Below are 16,146 nucleotides of genomic sequence, written 5' to 3' on the forward strand. Positions count from 1 at the left end.
CTTGAAAAATTAGTAAACACTGCTTTTGCAGTGTTTTTTTATACTTAAAAATAAGAAGTTTTATATTTGCTAAAAATAGAAGGAAGACATGACATTAATTAAATCTATATCTGGAATTAGAGGAACAATAGGTGGAAACACCGGTGATAATTTAACTCCAGTAGATGCAGTGAAATTTGCTGCTGCATATGGAACATTTATAAAAAATAAAAACTCAGAAAAAGAAACTATAAAGATTGTGATTGGTAGAGATGCTAGAATCTCCGGAAAAATGATAAGTGGACTAGTATCTGATACTTTAATAGGTCTAGGAATAGATGTCATTGACTTAGGTTTATCTACAACTCCTACTGTTGAAATAACAGTACCAATAGAAAATGCTGATGGAGGAATTATTTTAACAGCTTCACATAATCCTAAGCAATGGAATGCATTAAAGCTATTAAATGAAAAAGGAGAGTTTTTAAGTGGACAAGATGGTGAAAAAATTCTTGAAATAGCAGAAAAAGAAGATTTTAACTTTGCTGAAGTAGATGATTTAGGAGTATATAGAAAAAAGAAAAATTATATAAAAAAACATATAAAAGAAGTTTTAAAACTTCCTTTAGTTGATAAAAAAGCAATTAAAAAAGCAAAATTTAAAGTTGTTGTAGATGGTGTAAACTCTACTGGAGGAATTGCTATTCCTGCTTTATTGAAAGCATTAAATGTAAAGTGTATAGAATTATATTGTGAGCCTAATGGAGAGTTTCCACATAATCCTGAACCCTTAAAAGAACATTTAACTGATATTTCAAAATTAGTTGTCAAAAAGAAAGCTGATTTAGGTATTGTTGTTGATCCTGATGTTGATCGTTTAGCATTAATCTGTGAAGATGGTTCTATGTTTGGTGAAGAATACACACTTGTAGCTTGTGCAGATTATGTATTAAGTAAAAATAAAGGAGGAAATACAGTCTCTAATTTATCGTCTTCAAGAGCTTTAAGAGACATTACTGAGATTCATGGAGGTACTTATACCGCAAGTGCTGTTGGTGAAGTGAATGTAGTACAAATGATGAAAGACACCAACACGGTAATAGGAGGAGAAGGTAATGGAGGTATTATCTATCCAGAGTCGCATTATGGTAGAGATTCTTTAGTAGGTGTAGCCTTGTTTTTATCACATTTAGCAAATAAAAAAATATCTTGTAAAAAACTTAGAGAAAGTTACCCAAGTTATTTTATGAGTAAGAATAAAATTCAATTAACACCTCAAATAGATGTTGACAAAATTTTAGCGACAATGGCAGATAAATATAAAAACGAGGATGTGAACACTATAGATGGAGTTAAAATTGATTTTGCTCAAGAATGGATACATTTACGTAAATCTAATACAGAACCTATTATCCGAATATATACCGAAGCAAAGTCACAAGAAAAAGCTGATGATTTAGCTAAACGATTTATTAAGGAAATAAAAGAAATTATATAAGTTAAAAAATCCCGCAATTGCGGGGTTTTTAATTTCCATACTATTTTACTAGGATTGTTAAATCTAGTATAGATTATATGTCAATCCATTTTTTTTACAGAAATTCGTTTATATAAGTAGAAAAATTATGAATTTAGAGCACTATTTTCAACAGTTTAGAAAACATATTATAGGAATAGATCAAGAATTTACTTCTCCGTACGGTGTTCAAAAATTATTATACACCGATTGGACAGCTAGTGGAAGATTATATAGACCAATAGAAGAAAAATTAATTAATAAATTTGGTCCTTTTGTAGCCAATACACATACTGAAACATCTACAACAGGTGCAGCTATGACATTGGCATATCATCAAGCTAGAAAGATTATAAAAGAACATGTAAATGCTTCTAAAGATGATGTGCTAATCACAGAAGGTTCTGGAATGACTGGAGTTGTAAATAAATTTCAACGAATTTTAGGGCTAAAAGTCTCTGAAAACTTAAAGGATCATACAGAAATTCCTGTAGACAAAAGACCAATTGTTTTTATTAGTCATATGGAGCACCACTCTAATCAAACTTCGTGGTTAGAAACTATAGCAGATGTTGAAGTCGTAGAATGTAATAATGAAGGATTAATATGTTTAGATATATTTGAAAAAACAATTCAAAAATATCAAGATCGCCCTATAAAAATAGCTTCAATTATTGCTGGATCTAATGTAACAGGTATAAAAACAGATTATCATAAAGTTGCAGCGTTAATTCATAAGTATAATGGACTATGTTTTGTGGACTTTGCTTGTTCTGCACCATATGTAGATATTAATATGTATCCTGATAATGAGGATGAATATTTAGATGCTATTTTCTTTTCTCCTCATAAATTTTTAGGAGGACCAGGTAGTTCTGGAGTACTTATTTTTAATAAAAAACTATATAAAAATATGGTACCTGATAATCCTGGTGGAGGAACTGTTACTTATACAAATCCTTGGGGACAGAATGATTACATAGATGATGTTGAAACTAGGGAAGACGGAGGTACCCCAGCATTTTTACAAACCATACGAATTGCTTTGGCTATGCAGCTAAAAGATCAAATGGGTACTGAGAATATCAAAAAAAGGGAAGATGAAATTAATAAAGTAATATTCAATTGTCTAGAAAATTTAGAAGGAGTACACATACTAGCTCCAAAGCATAAAGAACGGCTAAGTATATTTTCCTTTTATTTTGAAAAATATCATTACAATTTAATAGTAAAAGTATTAAATGATCGTTTTGGTATACAAACTAGGGGCGGATGTTCTTGTGCAGGTACTTACGGGCATTTTTTATTAAATGTTACTGAAAGTAAATCGAAATCAATAAAAGAATTACTTTTAGATGGTTGTTCTTTTGAAAAACCTGGCTGGGTTCGCCTATCAATACATCCCACAATTGCATCTGAAGAACTGACTTACATATGCGAATCACTTAAAAGTGTATCTGAACATATAAAAGAATGGTCAAAAGACTATCAATATGATCCCATCAAAAATGACTACATCCATAAATCAGTAAAACCTATTGAGCAAGAATTAGTTAAAAACTGGTTTTCAATTTAAGTATGACAAAAAATATCAATATCAATTTTCTTGAGGAAATATATTCACAAATAAAAGAAGATTCTTTATTTGGAAAATGGATTACTTTACCTCATATCAAGCCTTTAATCGAGAATTTAAATACAACTATATTCCAGATAGAACCATTAGGTAAATCTGAAGAAAATAGAGATATATACAAGTTAAAAATAGGAAAAGGAGAGAAGCGAATATTAATATGGAGTCAAATGCATGGTAACGAAAGTACAGGAACCAAGGCATTATTTGACTTTTTCAATTTTTTAGATCAATTTAAAGAACATCAAATAACTAAAACTATTCTTGATAATTGTTCTATAGTAATCATTCCTATGCTAAATCCAGATGGTGCATTAGCATATACAAGAGTGAATGCTAAAAAAATAGATTTGAATCGTGATGCTGTAGATATTCAAGCATGTGAAAGTAAACTTTTGAGAACTACTTTAGATAATTTTAATCCTCATTTTTGTTTTAACCTTCATGATCAGCGTACTATTTTTGGAGTAGAAGGTACCAAAAATCCAGCCACTATATCATTTTTAGCACCATCAGAAGAAATTACAAGAGAAATTACTACAGGTAGAAAAGAGACTATGAATGTAATTGTAGCAATGAATAATTTACTACAAGAGATTATTCCTAACCATGTAGGACGATATAGTGATGAATTTTATCCAACAGCAACTGGAGATAATTTTCAAAAACTAGGGCATAACACTATTTTAATAGAAGCAGGTCATTTTACAAACGATTATGTTCGGGAAGAGGCTAGGAAATTTAATTTCTATGCATTAATTCAAGGAATATTGCATATAGCTTGTACAAATGATTTTTCTGATCACACTGAATATTTTTCTATACCTAATAACAACAAAATATTTTTTGATGTTATCCATAGAAATAAAAATAAAAATGATGTTGCTTTTCAGTATGAAGATAAAATTATTGATAATCAATTTACTTCCATGTTAAATAAACATAAAGAAGGTGATCTTGATGGGTATATTGGACACCACGAAATCGATTGCGATCATTAAATTTTTATTAAATATTAAATTTTGTCTATATTTAATCACTATTGATTGAAAATAATTTATACTTTTGTTGAATACTATGAATTATATTAAAAAATGAAGAAATTTGTATTAGACGAAATCGATCATCAAATATTAGATATTTTAATCGAGAATGCGCGTACACCATTTACTGACATAGCGAAAAAATTATTAGTATCAGCAGGTACTATACACGTTCGTGTTAAGAAAATGGAAGATGAAGGTATTATCCAAGGTTCTACATTAACCTTAGATTACGAAAAAATGGGATATGCATTTATTGCACATGTTGGAATTTTCCTAGAGAAAACTTCTATGACACAACATGTTATTGATAATTTGCGTTTAATTCCTAATGTAACAGTTGCTTATGTAACTGCTGGAAAGTATAATATTTTCTGTAAGGTTAGAGCCAAAGATACTAATGATGCTAAAGATATTATTTACAAAATAGATGAAATTCACGGCGTAAATAGAACAGAAACTATGATTTCTTTAGAAGAAAGCATCAATGATAAAAAGAGAATGATGCATGCAATCTTCCAAGATTTCTAAATCATAATTTAAAAATTTTATAACCGTCTTAATACTACTTTTGTATTATAGACGGTTTTTTTATAGGTATTAATTTAAATGAGAAATTTAACTCTAGAAGTTATTTACGAGGATGACTTTTGTATTTGTGTAACCAAACCAAATGACATGGTTGTACATCATGCATTTCATTCAAGAAATGTAAGAGAAGAAACATCTTTACTACAATTATTAGATATACAATTCCAAGAGAAATTTTACCCCGTACATCGACTAGATAGACGTACTTCAGGAATAATTTTATTAAGTAAAGAAACACAGCATGTAGCTAAGTTTCAAAAGTTGTTTACAGAAAACGAAATACAAAAAAAGTATTTAGGAGTTGTTAGAGGGTTTTCTCCTGATACAAGAGTTATAGACTCTCCTGTAAAAGGAAAAGATAGTAAGGTTTATAAAGAAGCAGAAACACATTTAAAAACATTACAAAATATAACCTTAAACGTACCTGTTAAACCATATGACACTTCTAGGTATAGCTTAGTAGAACTAACTCCAAAAACAGGAAGATTACACCAGCTACGCATTCATATGAATAAAATTAGCCATCCACTAATTGGTGATGGTAAATATGGAGATAAAAATCATAATGCCATGTTTGAAGATAATTTTGGTTGGTTTAATTTATTTTTACATGCAAACGAACTTAATTTTGTACATCCTTTTTTAAATGAAGAATTAAATTTAAAGGCGAAACTTCCAGAAAATTGGTTAGAACTATTTCAAAAGTTCAACTGGAATTATCTATAACCAAATTAATTTGCTAAATAAACTCTTACTTATATCTTTATACTATGGAAAAAAAGCTTCCAAGAATAAATTTTGACACAAAAAGAGTTTTTGATATAGAAGTAATGACTCTCAAGGAAACGTTCAGTAAACTTGAGAAGATAAATAACCATGATCCTTATAAATCACATAAAATAAAATTTTACCTTATTTTATATGTCACAAAAGATGCATATGAACATTATGTGGATTTTAAATACTACAATTTAACAGCAGGAAGTATTTTATTTATAGCCAAAAATCAAGTACACCACTTCACCAAGAAATTAGAATTAGCAGAAGGTTATTGTATTGTTTTAAACAGTAATTTTTTAGAAAAAAGATTTTTTTTATCTGAAAACATTAAATTGAATAGGTTATATAATTACCATTTAGAAAATCCAGCTATCAATGGTAATGAAATTGAAGAAGATGACTTTAGTAATTTAATTAAACAACTATATAAAGAATATACGAATTCAGAATTATTTGCTAAAAAAGAAATACTTAGTACTTTACTTCATTTATTTCTTCTTAAAGCTGAAAGGGTACAACAAAAACGTTCTTTCACACAAATTAAAACGAATAGAATAGTTATTTTTAATAGATTTATAGAGTTTATTGAAAATGAGTATTCTACTACTAGAAGTTCAAGGTATTATGCATCTAAATTAAACATTTCATACAAGCTTTTAAATGAAATAGTTAAGGAGTTAACAAAAAAAACAGTTAAAGAGTTTATTGACGATTTTGTTACCGTTGAAATCAAAAGATATCTTGTATCTACATCATTATCGATAAAAGAAATTAGTTATAAAACTGGCTTTGATGAGCCTTCAAATATGGTTAAATTCTTCAAACGTAATACACTTCAGACTCCAATTCAATTCAGAAATAAAATATAAAAAGTTACACTTTTACCATTTTTATCATTAGTTTGATAACTAACATGCTCTATAAAAATTTCAATTTTGTAGTATAATTAAAATACCGTTAAAATGAAATTTTTAAACTTTAAATAACTTGATTTAATATTTTGAAAATCAATACTATTTAAAAGGTTTGTCAAATTGGTTATTAGGGTTCACTTTTACTATTATTAGCGCAACTTTCACCATTAATTGTTAAAACTTTTTCTTGAATTTTAAAGTTTAAATCAATCCAAACATTAAAATGAAAAATTTTTCAAAGATTCTTATTATGTCGATAGTTTTAGGACTAAGTAGTTGTGAAACTCCAAAAAAAGAAGTAATAGTAGAAGTTACTACATTTAAAACTAAATCTACTACTAATAATCAAACTTTTAATACGCTAGATAGTGAAGTTGAAAATAATTTTACTAGTAAGCAAAAAGGGTTTATTAAACGAGAAAGTACTACAAACGGAAATGGTGAATATACTGTTATAGTATATTGGGAAACACTACCGGATGCGGATGCATCTATGCAAAAATTTATGGGAGATACTTCTGTAGCTGGTTATGCAGCTATGATTGATCCTTCTACAATGAAAATGAATAGATATGTTACTACCGATGAGTTTAAAGCAGATGGTAGTGAATTTGTAGAAATTATGTCGTTTAATACGAATTCTGATGTAGACATTGAAAAGTTCAATGCAACCAACAAAGAAGTAGAAACAGCTTTTACAAGTAAACAAAAAGGTTTTTTACAAAGAGCTGTTGGGAAAAATGATAAAGGAGAGCAAATTGTTTTAGTGTATTGGGATACCAAAGAAAACTCAGATAATGTATTACAATCTTTTATGTCTCAACCCATTGCTAAAGAATTTATGGGAATGATGGATCAGTCATCTATCCGAATGAATCGTTTTTCAACAATTAAATCTATAAAAAACAACAACATGGAATTATCAAACAAAGACAAAGTAGTAGCCTTATTAAATAGCTTTAATACAGGGGCTAAAGAACCAATCTCTTATATTAATCCTGAAAAATACATTCAACATAACTTAGCCGTAGCAGATGGTTTACAAGGGTTTGGAGAAGTAATGCAACATGCCCCACCACAAGGATTCAAAGCTAATGTAGTTAGAGCATTTGAAGATGGAGATTATGTATTTACACATACAGAATATGATTTTTTTGGTCCTAAAGCAGGTTTTGACGTCTTTCGTTTTGAAAATGGGAAAATAGTAGAACACTGGGATAATTTATTAGAAACTCAAAAACCTAATCCTAGTGGAAGAACTCAATTTGATGGAGCTACTGAAATTACTGATTTAGACAAAACTGAAGCTAATAAAAATACAGTAAAAGAATTTATAGAGAAAGTATTATTAGGACATGAAATGGATAAACTAACCACATACATAAATCCTAAAAAATACATTCAACATAATCCAGCTGTAGCAGATGGTTTAGAAGGCTTTGGAGCAGCAATGAAATACTTTGCTGAAAATGGATTAATAATGGAGTATACTAAACTACACAAAGTATTAGGCCAAGGTAATTTTGTATTAACAATGAGCGAAGGAAAATTCGGAAAAGGAGAGCTTACTTCTTTTTACGATTTGTTTAGATTGGAAAATGGTCAGATTGTTGAACATTGGGATGTGATTGCTCCAATTCCACCAAAATCAGAGTGGAAGAACGAAAATGGAAAGTTTTAAGTTTAGATTGTAGTATAACTATAAAAAGGGGCATCTAAATGAAGATGCTCCTTTTTTAATCAAAAAAGTATGGCTGAATTAAATGCAATAGAAAATACAATAGAAGAATTATATAATGATTCTAAAAATGATTACATAAAAATGGTTAAAAGTGTCGCTAAAAGAGTTTTTAGACCGCTTAAACCTGAAGATTTTAAAGAGGTATATTTATCCATTTCTAGAGAACAAGGAAAAGATTTAGTTACACTTATTAAAAAGGAGCAATGCAAAAATATTGTAGAATTTGGTACTTCTTTCGGAATATCAACATTATTTCTAGCACAAGGAATTATCGAAACCAAGGGTAATATAGTTACCACTGAATTAATAGAAGGCAAAGCTCTAAAAGCCATAGAAAACTTTAAAAAGGCAGGTGTAAATGATTATATAGAAGTTCGAATAGGAGATGCATTACAAACATTAAAAAATTATGCTTCTTCAATTGATCTGCTGGTTTTAGATGGTTGGAAAGATCTATACCTACCAGTTTTTAAATTATTAGAGCCTAATTTTCATAAAAAGACCATTATTTATGTTGATAATGCTGATATGTTAGAAAGTAAAGTATTTCTTGAAATAGTGGCTAAAGATGATACATATCAATTAGAATCAATGTATGGAGGAAAAGTATATTTAATTACTATAAAAAATGAGGAATAACTAGTTTTAATGTATTGAGGTATTCAGTACGCTTGTATAGTATTTATTAGGCCTTCCATGAAAATTTAATTGTAGTGCCTATACCTTTTTTAGATTCCACAGATATAGTTCCCTGATTTTCTGAAACTAGTTTTTTAACGATTGAAAGTCCAATACCTGTACTTTCAATTTCGTCATTATCGTTTAATTTATTAAACATTTCAAAGATCTTTGTATGATATTGAGGATCGATACCTGGACCATTATCTTTTACTGAAAATACATATTGTTTAGGAAACTCTTCTACATCTATAGTAACAATAGCTTTCTCTTTATCATTGTACTTAATAGCATTACTAATTAAATTTTGAAATACATGTTCTAGTTCAATTCTATTGGTATAAATCTCGATATTACTTTTAGGGAAAATAATAGTATTTTCATTTTTATGATTTACAACATCATTAAGTTCTTGTAATAAATCATTTAGTTTAAAAATTTCTTTTCCTTTATTGCCTTTGGCAGCTTTAGAATATGCTAATAAACCGTTAATTAAAGCATTCATTTTGCTAATTCTATCTTTTAATAACACAAAATGCTGTTCAGTCTCTTCATTTATTTTAGTATCTAAATCTTCTTCAATAAAAGTTACCAAAGTATGCATGGCTATAAGCGGTGCTTTTAGATCATGTGATACAATATGATTAAAACTATCTAATTCTGCATTAGAGCTTTCTAATTGACGCAAATTTTCTTTAAGTTCTATATTCATTTTAGAAAGTTCTTGAGATTTTACGGAAAGTTGCTTTTTTTGATCAACTTCAACTTCTTTAGCGATTTCCAATTCTTTAAAAGAATCAGAAAATCTAGCCATAAGTAACATAGACAATAACAAGAAAATGGCTACATAACCAAAATTTACATATATGATAGCATGACCTCTTTCTCCAATGAAGAAAAAAATATGGAATGAAAATACAATTGAACCTAATAATGTACTTGCTAACATTAAAATAGAATCATGACGATTACCCGTGATTGCTTTCATAATAGTAAAAACAACATAAATGATATTTACAATCATATATATCAAAAAAGGTAATATTAATTGAGTAAAATAGGGTGGTGGTAATACAATTACAAGAGCACTTAATAGCAAAAAGCCATATTTTAAAATTTTTATATACCATTGATGTACATAGTCGGAAAAAATTACAGAGAAAAATAAACTAGCACTAGTACCTGCCAAAAATAAAGACACGTATTCTATTTTAGTTAATAAACACCAACTTGCAGTTTTAAAAATAGTGGCAAAAGGTGCGTATCGATCACTTAAACCCATGTAAGCTAAAAAAACACAGGCAATACCAAAATATAGTATGGCTTTATCTTTATTCCAATACATCGAAAAGAAAATAAGAAAGAAAATCCCAATAAAACTCAGACAACCTATAAAAAGTACATCAGCTATAATTCTAACTGATTTTTTATAATTAAGATAATTACTAGGTCCAACAATTAAAGCTTCATTAATTCCTCCTTTATTATGATAAAAATTTGCTACTTGAATTACAATTTCAAAATTTGTTTCGTTGGTATGTAAAGGAATCATTTGAGAAAACCTTCTATGCAAAGTTGTTGATTCTGAAACGCCAGCATGACCGATTTCTGATATTAGTTTTCCATTAATCCATAATTTAGACGAGGAATATAATTTAGGTATGTATAAAGAAAGAGGTGGTGTGTTTTTAAGAATGGTAAACTGTAATCTGTAGGTAGCATAACCAAAAGAAGGAAATTTTTTACCTTGAGGAGATGTATATTTTGTCCAGCTGTCAGTACCAACTTTTATAAACGTTTTATTTTTAAATTGACCTGGTTCTATGAATTCACTCCAATAAAATTCCCAATCAGATTCTAATTTAATCTGAGTATCATTATTAAAAACAGTATTTTCTAAGTTCAATACATTAATATCATCTGATTGAAAGTCAAGACTGAACACTTGATTCACAGACAACAATAATGTCACAAAAAAACATACCAATTTTAATTTTTTATGGTTTAGCAACCAATACGTCATTGGGAACACTTGTTAATTCAAATTCAAACAACCAAAATACTTAATATAAATGACTTTAAAAATAGTAAACTTAGACATTATGCTAATTTTTTTAACTTTATTTTGAGTACTTCAATATTTCATAGACTTTTAAAATGTGATTGTTTATTTTTAGTATTTCCGTTTATTATTACTGATAATTGAAAGTATTTAGTAGGCAACTGGAATAGTAAGGGATTATTATAATCATATTCATAACAAGCTGAAAAAACTTTTGATAAATTAAACTTTATAGAATAGCATTTCGCTATTCTATAAAATCTAAAGGATCTAAATGTTTACCATTTTGCTTTACTTCATAATGTAAATGAGGACCAGTAGATCTTCCTGTATTTCCTACATAGCCAATAACCTCTCCCTTTTTAACTTTAGTATTCTGAGTTACTTTAAAACTATCCAAATGCGCATACCAGGTTTCATAGCCATTATCATGAATTATAATAATTAAATTCCCCCAAACACCTTCAGAGCTTGCTTTAGCAATAACCCCGTTTTCAGTAGCTATTACAGGAGTTCCTATTTTAGCTTTAATATCTATACCTGTGTGAATAACACCTTTATTTACTTTCGGATGTCTACCTTTCTGACCAAAGTAAGCCGTTATATTTTCTGCAGAAGTATTTTGTAATGGAAATAAAGAAGGAGGCGTATTATAAGTACGTTTCATTCCAATAGGAATATTAAATGGAATTTCTTCTATTGGTGTTGTGAATGCAGAAACTAAAATCAGACACAGAGGTAATAATAAAAAGTACTTTATTTTATGTAATTGATTTGATTTTTGTTTAGTAATCATGACAATTCGTTGTTTTAAAATTGGGTTATTAAAATAATTATAAGCGTTATTTGTTTTTTGATTATCAATGGTATCCATTAACAATTTCAAATACATTGAAGGCTTAACGTTAGAAGTTAGGACAGCTTTATCTGCTTGAAACTCATGAATGGATTTAATTGATTTTCTGTAGAAATATGACAATGGATTAAACCAAAAAAACGAAAAATAGATTTCATAAAAAAGGATATCATAAGAGTGTTTGAGTCTTATATGAGCTTTTTCATGAGCAACAATTAGATCGTTATGCTTCATTTTTTTGGGGATAAAAATCCAATTGATAAAGGAGAATATTTCTTTAGTATCTATAAAGACTAAATGATAGCCATTACCTTGTTTTTTTGCAGTATTTTTCTGTAAACGAATTAACTCTAAAACGCTAAAAAAAAATTTTGAAATACTTATGATTACCCCTAAAACATAAATTACTAGTAAAAACTGATGGTAATTAATATCAGTAAACTTTTGTTTGACTTGTTGAACAGTAGTATTTTGCTCAAAGCTGTATGAGTTTACCTCTTCTAAGATAGGAACCTCTACAATAACTTGACTTAATTGAGGAAGTAAAGTATTTGATAAAGGTAGACAAATAGATAAAGGAATGATTGTTAATAAAATTGCTCTATTGATACCATAAAAGGTATGTGATTTTAAAAACAAAACATAAAAAAGATATAGTAAACCAAAAACTACAGTTACCTGTATAAGATATAAAAGCATACTATTTATTTTTATCCTTTAATGTATCAATTTTATCCTCTAACATTTTTTTCATTTGTTCCAATTCAGTTAAGCTTAAATCTTCATCTGATGTAAAAAAAGAGGCAAACTTACTTGTAGAACCATTGAAAAAGTTTCCAATTACATTTTTCATATGATTTCTAAAATATACTTCCTTTGAAATAGCAGGATAATATTGACGAACTTTACCATAAGTTTCGAATTTTAAAAAATTCTTTTTAACCAAAACTCTCACTACAGTTGAAATTGTTGTATAAGCAGGTTTAGGTTCAGGAAATTCATTTACAATGTCTTTTAAGAAAACTTTGTCTAATTTCCATACATATTTCATGATTTGCTCTTCAGCTTTAGTTAGTTCATTCATAGTACAAATATATAAATATTTTTTGTATAACTATAAAAATAGTAATAAAACTATTTTTATAGTTGTTTGATTGCATTTCAACTAAGTTTAACGACAATTCAAAATTTTATATCTCAAATATTTCAAAATAGTCTGATATTTAACCATCTATTAATCAAAAAAATATATTTATGACACCAACAGAAGTTTTTTCAATCGCAGGTATGCTTACTATGCCTATGTGGATTTTAATGATCTTTTTACCTAAATGGTCAGTAACCAGGTTCTTAATTGATTTTAAAATTATTCCTCTGTTATTATCAGTAATCTATGCTATTTATATATTCATAGCCATACGAGAGGGAGGAATGATGGATTTTGGGAGTCTTGGATCCGTAATGGAATTATTTACTGTAGAAAATGCAGTATTAGCTGGATCGGTACATTACTTGGCTTTTGATTTATTGATAGGGATGTGGATGCTGGATTTGAATAAAAAATTGAATATTCACCAAGTACTTATGGCACCTTGTTTATTTGGTACTTTCATGTTTGGGCCTATTGGTTTTTTATTGTTTATGATTATTAAAACTACTAAAAGCATTCAAGAAAAGTAATATGAAGTATATTAAACAAGTATTTACTACCGTAAAAAAAGAGAGTCCAATACTGTATGGAATTGTAATGATTCATTTCTTATTCGCTATAGTAGCATTAATTGAACTTTTTGTAGACACAAGAACTTTAATGGGGATAAGTGTTTGGATTAAACCCTTAAAATTTTTGATATCAGATGGAATATTTCTTTTAACTATAGGTTTTCTCATCACGTTATATCCGTTTTCTAAAAGAAAAAAGAATATCATTAATAATTTGTCTTCTTTTACTATTTTTTTTGAAACAGCAATTATTGTAATGCAAGGAGCCCGTGGTGTTAAATCACATTATAACCAATCTTCAGTTTTAGATGGTGTTCTTTTCGGTATTATGGGGTTGTTAATTGCAGTAAATGTAATTATTATGGTTTTGCTTGTGATCGAGACTATACGATTAAAATTAAACACGAAAAAATCAATACAATGGGCCATATTATTAGGGTTTATAATTATGATTTTTGGTAGTTGGGTAGGAGGACAAATGATTGGTCAATTGTCTCATAGTATTGGAGTGGCAGATGGTGGTGCAGGCTTACCTTTAGTAAATTGGAGTACTATTGCAGGAGATTTAAGAGTAGCACATTTCTTTGGTTTACACGGTATACAGCTTATTCCAATATTTGCATTTATACTGTCAAAAAAATGGAAAACGAATGCTAAAAATCAAATTATTGCTGTTACTATATTTGGATTATTATACGCATCTTGGATTGGTTTTGTATTTTACCAAGCCAAACAGGGTATTCCATTAATTAGAGTATAACCAATGAAAGTATTCAATATAAAAAGACGCATAGAATATTTAGGATTTAATGATTTTTGGTTTAGTGTTATTGGAATTTTTCTCATTAGCTTTATTACGGCTTTTCTTTTTAATGACATGTCGTTAAAAAACCCACCGATAATCTTACTGATCAGATGGGTTTCTTGTTTATTTTTTACTGCATTAGACTGGCTTATCATTAGAGCTGTTTTAATTTTTTTGAGAATAAGATTTCTTGATTTTAAAGATGATTTTAAACGTATTATTTTTCTATTCTTTGCCATCATCGCGATAATCTTGACAGTTGATTATTTAGGAGGAAGTTTTTTAACGCTATTTTTTAGACTTTTTGATATAAATTCTACCTATTCCATGAAGTTTAAGGTACTTTTACCTGTAATAATTATAGTGGTAATGGATATGGCTATATATGAAGCTATTTATTACCATATCCGCCTTAAAAACTCAATACGAGAAGAAGAACAAACAAAACAAGTGATAATCCAAGCACAATTAGATACACTTAGAAATCAAGCTCGTCCTCATTTTTTGTTTAATAGTTTAAATACATTGCGTGATATTATTGATCAAGATCCTAAGGAAAATGCAAAAGCTTTTGTAGATAATTTGTCAGATGTATATCGATTTATACTAGAGTCGAGTAATGCTAATTTAATTTCATTACAAGAAGAACTCAAATTTGTGAATGCTTATATCCATATTCAAAAGGAACGATTTGGCGATAATCTACAAGTTCAATTTGAAATAGAGGAACCTAAGTTATATAAAATGATCGTTCCGATGAGCTTACAACTTTTAGTAGAAAATGCGATTAAACATAATGTAGTTTCTAGAAATAAGCCTTTAAAAATAATAGTTGAAACTAAAGAGAATAGGTTAATTATTCGAAATAAAATTCAGCAAAAATCAACACAATTACCATCTACAGGAATAGGATTAAAAAATATTGAAAAACGATACACCTTACTTAGCAATAAACCGGTTATAATTGATAATGATAATGAATACTTCACTGTTTCATTACCTTTACTACAAATATCAGATCAAAAATAAAGACTATGAAAATATTAATAATTGAAGATGAACCTCGTGCTGCTAGGCAGTTAGAGAACTTATTACAAAAAAGTAATTTTGATTTTGAATTGTTAGACATTATTGATACAGTAGAAGATGCTATACTTTGGTTTAAGAATAATAATTTACCAGATTTAGTATTTATGGATATCCAATTGGCTGATGGATTAAGTTTTGAAATTTTTCAGAATACCCATGTGGAAGCACCTATTATATTCACTACCGCTTTCGATCAATATGCTATTCAAGCTTTCAAAGTAAATAGTGTAGACTATTTATTAAAACCAATACAACAAAATGATTTACAAGCTGCATTAACTAAATTTAAAAAGTCAAATTCAAATAAGGTTATTGAGCCTTTAATTTTAAAAGAACTTCTAAATAGTGTCCAAGCGCCTCAAAAAAGATCCGGTATTTTAGTGAAAGAGGGAAGTGGTTTTGTACAGATTAGAATTTCAGAATTGGTATACATATATTCTCAAGATAGTATTACGTTTGGCGTAACACTGCAGAATAAAAGGTATATTATTGATGAAACTATGGATCAACTATTCAATTCTTTAGATGAAACTAAGTTCTATAGGATTAACCGTGGTCAAATTATCGCAAAACTAGCTATAGAAAAAATAGATCCTTATTTTAACCATCGTGTGAAGTTATCTATTGCAAATCCAAGAGATCAAGAGTTTATTGTAAGTAGACAAAAAACTAGTGATTTTAAGCAATGGATGAACCAATAATGATTTTTATAACGTTTCAAGTGGTAAAAACTACGT

Annotated in this window: 15 protein-coding genes; 12 read left to right on the forward strand and 3 right to left on the reverse strand. The window is 28.4% G+C overall.

The features are described 5' to 3' along the window. The first annotated feature begins 88 nt into the window (after positions 1 to 88). The 8 genes from glmM (at position 89) to BVC87_RS03470 (ending at position 8,836) form a co-directional block, all read left to right on the forward strand. Positions 89 to 1,477 carry a phosphoglucosamine mutase gene (glmM, locus tag BVC87_RS03435; protein ID WP_075340948.1) on the forward strand — a complete coding sequence of 463 codons (1,389 nt, stop codon included), beginning with the start codon at positions 89 to 91 and terminating at the stop codon, positions 1,475 to 1,477. Positions 1,478 to 1,604: 127 nt separating this feature from the next. Next, complete coding sequence (locus BVC87_RS03440) at positions 1,605 to 3,071, forward strand: aminotransferase class V-fold PLP-dependent enzyme (protein WP_075340949.1); 1,467 nt, start codon at positions 1,605 to 1,607, stop codon at positions 3,069 to 3,071. A 2-nt stretch (positions 3,072 to 3,073) separates the two neighbouring features. Then, positions 3,074 to 4,129: a M14 family zinc carboxypeptidase gene (locus BVC87_RS03445; protein WP_075340950.1), complete on the forward strand. Its 1,056-nt coding sequence runs from the start codon at positions 3,074 to 3,076 to the stop codon at positions 4,127 to 4,129. 93 nt (positions 4,130 to 4,222) lie between these two features. After that, entirely contained in the window at positions 4,223 to 4,702 is a 480-nt protein-coding gene (locus BVC87_RS03450; protein WP_075340951.1) for an Lrp/AsnC family transcriptional regulator, read from the forward strand. 78 nt (positions 4,703 to 4,780) lie between these two features. Further along, positions 4,781 to 5,488, forward strand: coding sequence for a pseudouridine synthase (locus tag BVC87_RS03455; RefSeq protein WP_075340952.1), 708 nt, complete (start codon positions 4,781 to 4,783; stop codon positions 5,486 to 5,488). Between the two features lie 44 nt (positions 5,489 to 5,532). Then, on the forward strand, positions 5,533 to 6,411 hold the full coding sequence (locus BVC87_RS03460; protein ID WP_075340953.1) for a helix-turn-helix domain-containing protein: 879 nt from the start codon (positions 5,533 to 5,535) through the stop codon (positions 6,409 to 6,411). Between the two features lie 295 nt (positions 6,412 to 6,706). Next, the gene (locus BVC87_RS23750) at positions 6,707 to 8,137 is read left to right on the forward strand and encodes a nuclear transport factor 2 family protein (protein WP_234974628.1); all 1,431 of its coding nucleotides are present in this window, start codon (positions 6,707 to 6,709) and stop codon (positions 8,135 to 8,137) included. Positions 8,138 to 8,206: 69 nt separating this feature from the next. Continuing rightward, a complete protein-coding gene (locus tag BVC87_RS03470) occupies positions 8,207 to 8,836 on the forward strand; it encodes an O-methyltransferase (protein WP_075340954.1) in 630 nt (209 codons plus the stop codon). A gap of 46 nt (positions 8,837 to 8,882) precedes the next feature. Here BVC87_RS03470 and BVC87_RS03475 read toward each other — a convergent pair whose 3' ends face one another. The 3 genes from BVC87_RS03475 to BVC87_RS03485 form a co-directional block, all read right to left on the reverse strand. After that, positions 8,883 to 10,898 (reverse strand): ATP-binding protein, encoded by a 2,016-nt coding sequence (locus tag BVC87_RS03475; RefSeq protein ID WP_075340955.1) that lies wholly within the window; start codon positions 10,896 to 10,898, stop codon positions 8,883 to 8,885. A 286-nt stretch (positions 10,899 to 11,184) separates the two neighbouring features. After that, positions 11,185 to 12,492: a peptidoglycan DD-metalloendopeptidase family protein gene (locus BVC87_RS03480; protein ID WP_075340956.1), complete on the reverse strand. Its 1,308-nt coding sequence runs from the start codon at positions 12,490 to 12,492 to the stop codon at positions 11,185 to 11,187. A 1-nt stretch (position 12,493) separates the two neighbouring features. Then, positions 12,494 to 12,877 carry a BlaI/MecI/CopY family transcriptional regulator gene (locus BVC87_RS03485; protein ID WP_075340957.1) on the reverse strand — a complete coding sequence of 128 codons (384 nt, stop codon included), beginning with the start codon at positions 12,875 to 12,877 and terminating at the stop codon, positions 12,494 to 12,496. Between the two features lie 170 nt (positions 12,878 to 13,047). On the opposite strand from BVC87_RS03485, the gene BVC87_RS03490 reads away from it, so the two are divergent. Genes BVC87_RS03490 through BVC87_RS03505 form a run of 4 tightly spaced genes read left to right on the forward strand, consistent with a single transcriptional unit; the run spans position 13,048 to position 16,110 of the window. Continuing rightward, the gene (locus tag BVC87_RS03490) at positions 13,048 to 13,473 is read left to right on the forward strand and encodes an ABA4-like family protein (protein WP_075340958.1); all 426 of its coding nucleotides are present in this window, start codon (positions 13,048 to 13,050) and stop codon (positions 13,471 to 13,473) included. A gap of 1 nt (position 13,474) precedes the next feature. Further along, on the forward strand, positions 13,475 to 14,275 hold the full coding sequence (locus BVC87_RS03495) for a hypothetical protein (protein ID WP_075340959.1): 801 nt from the start codon (positions 13,475 to 13,477) through the stop codon (positions 14,273 to 14,275). 3 nt (positions 14,276 to 14,278) lie between these two features. Beyond that, positions 14,279 to 15,349, forward strand: a complete 1,071-nt coding sequence (locus BVC87_RS03500) for a sensor histidine kinase (protein WP_075340960.1) — start codon at positions 14,279 to 14,281, stop codon at positions 15,347 to 15,349. A 5-nt stretch (positions 15,350 to 15,354) separates the two neighbouring features. Continuing rightward, positions 15,355 to 16,110, forward strand: a complete 756-nt coding sequence (locus tag BVC87_RS03505; RefSeq protein ID WP_075340961.1) for a LytR/AlgR family response regulator transcription factor — start codon at positions 15,355 to 15,357, stop codon at positions 16,108 to 16,110. Positions 16,111 to 16,146: the final 36 nt, after the last annotated feature.

The organism is Tenacibaculum agarivorans (assembly GCF_001936575.1).
Classification (GTDB): domain Bacteria; phylum Bacteroidota; class Bacteroidia; order Flavobacteriales; family Flavobacteriaceae; genus Polaribacter; species Polaribacter agarivorans.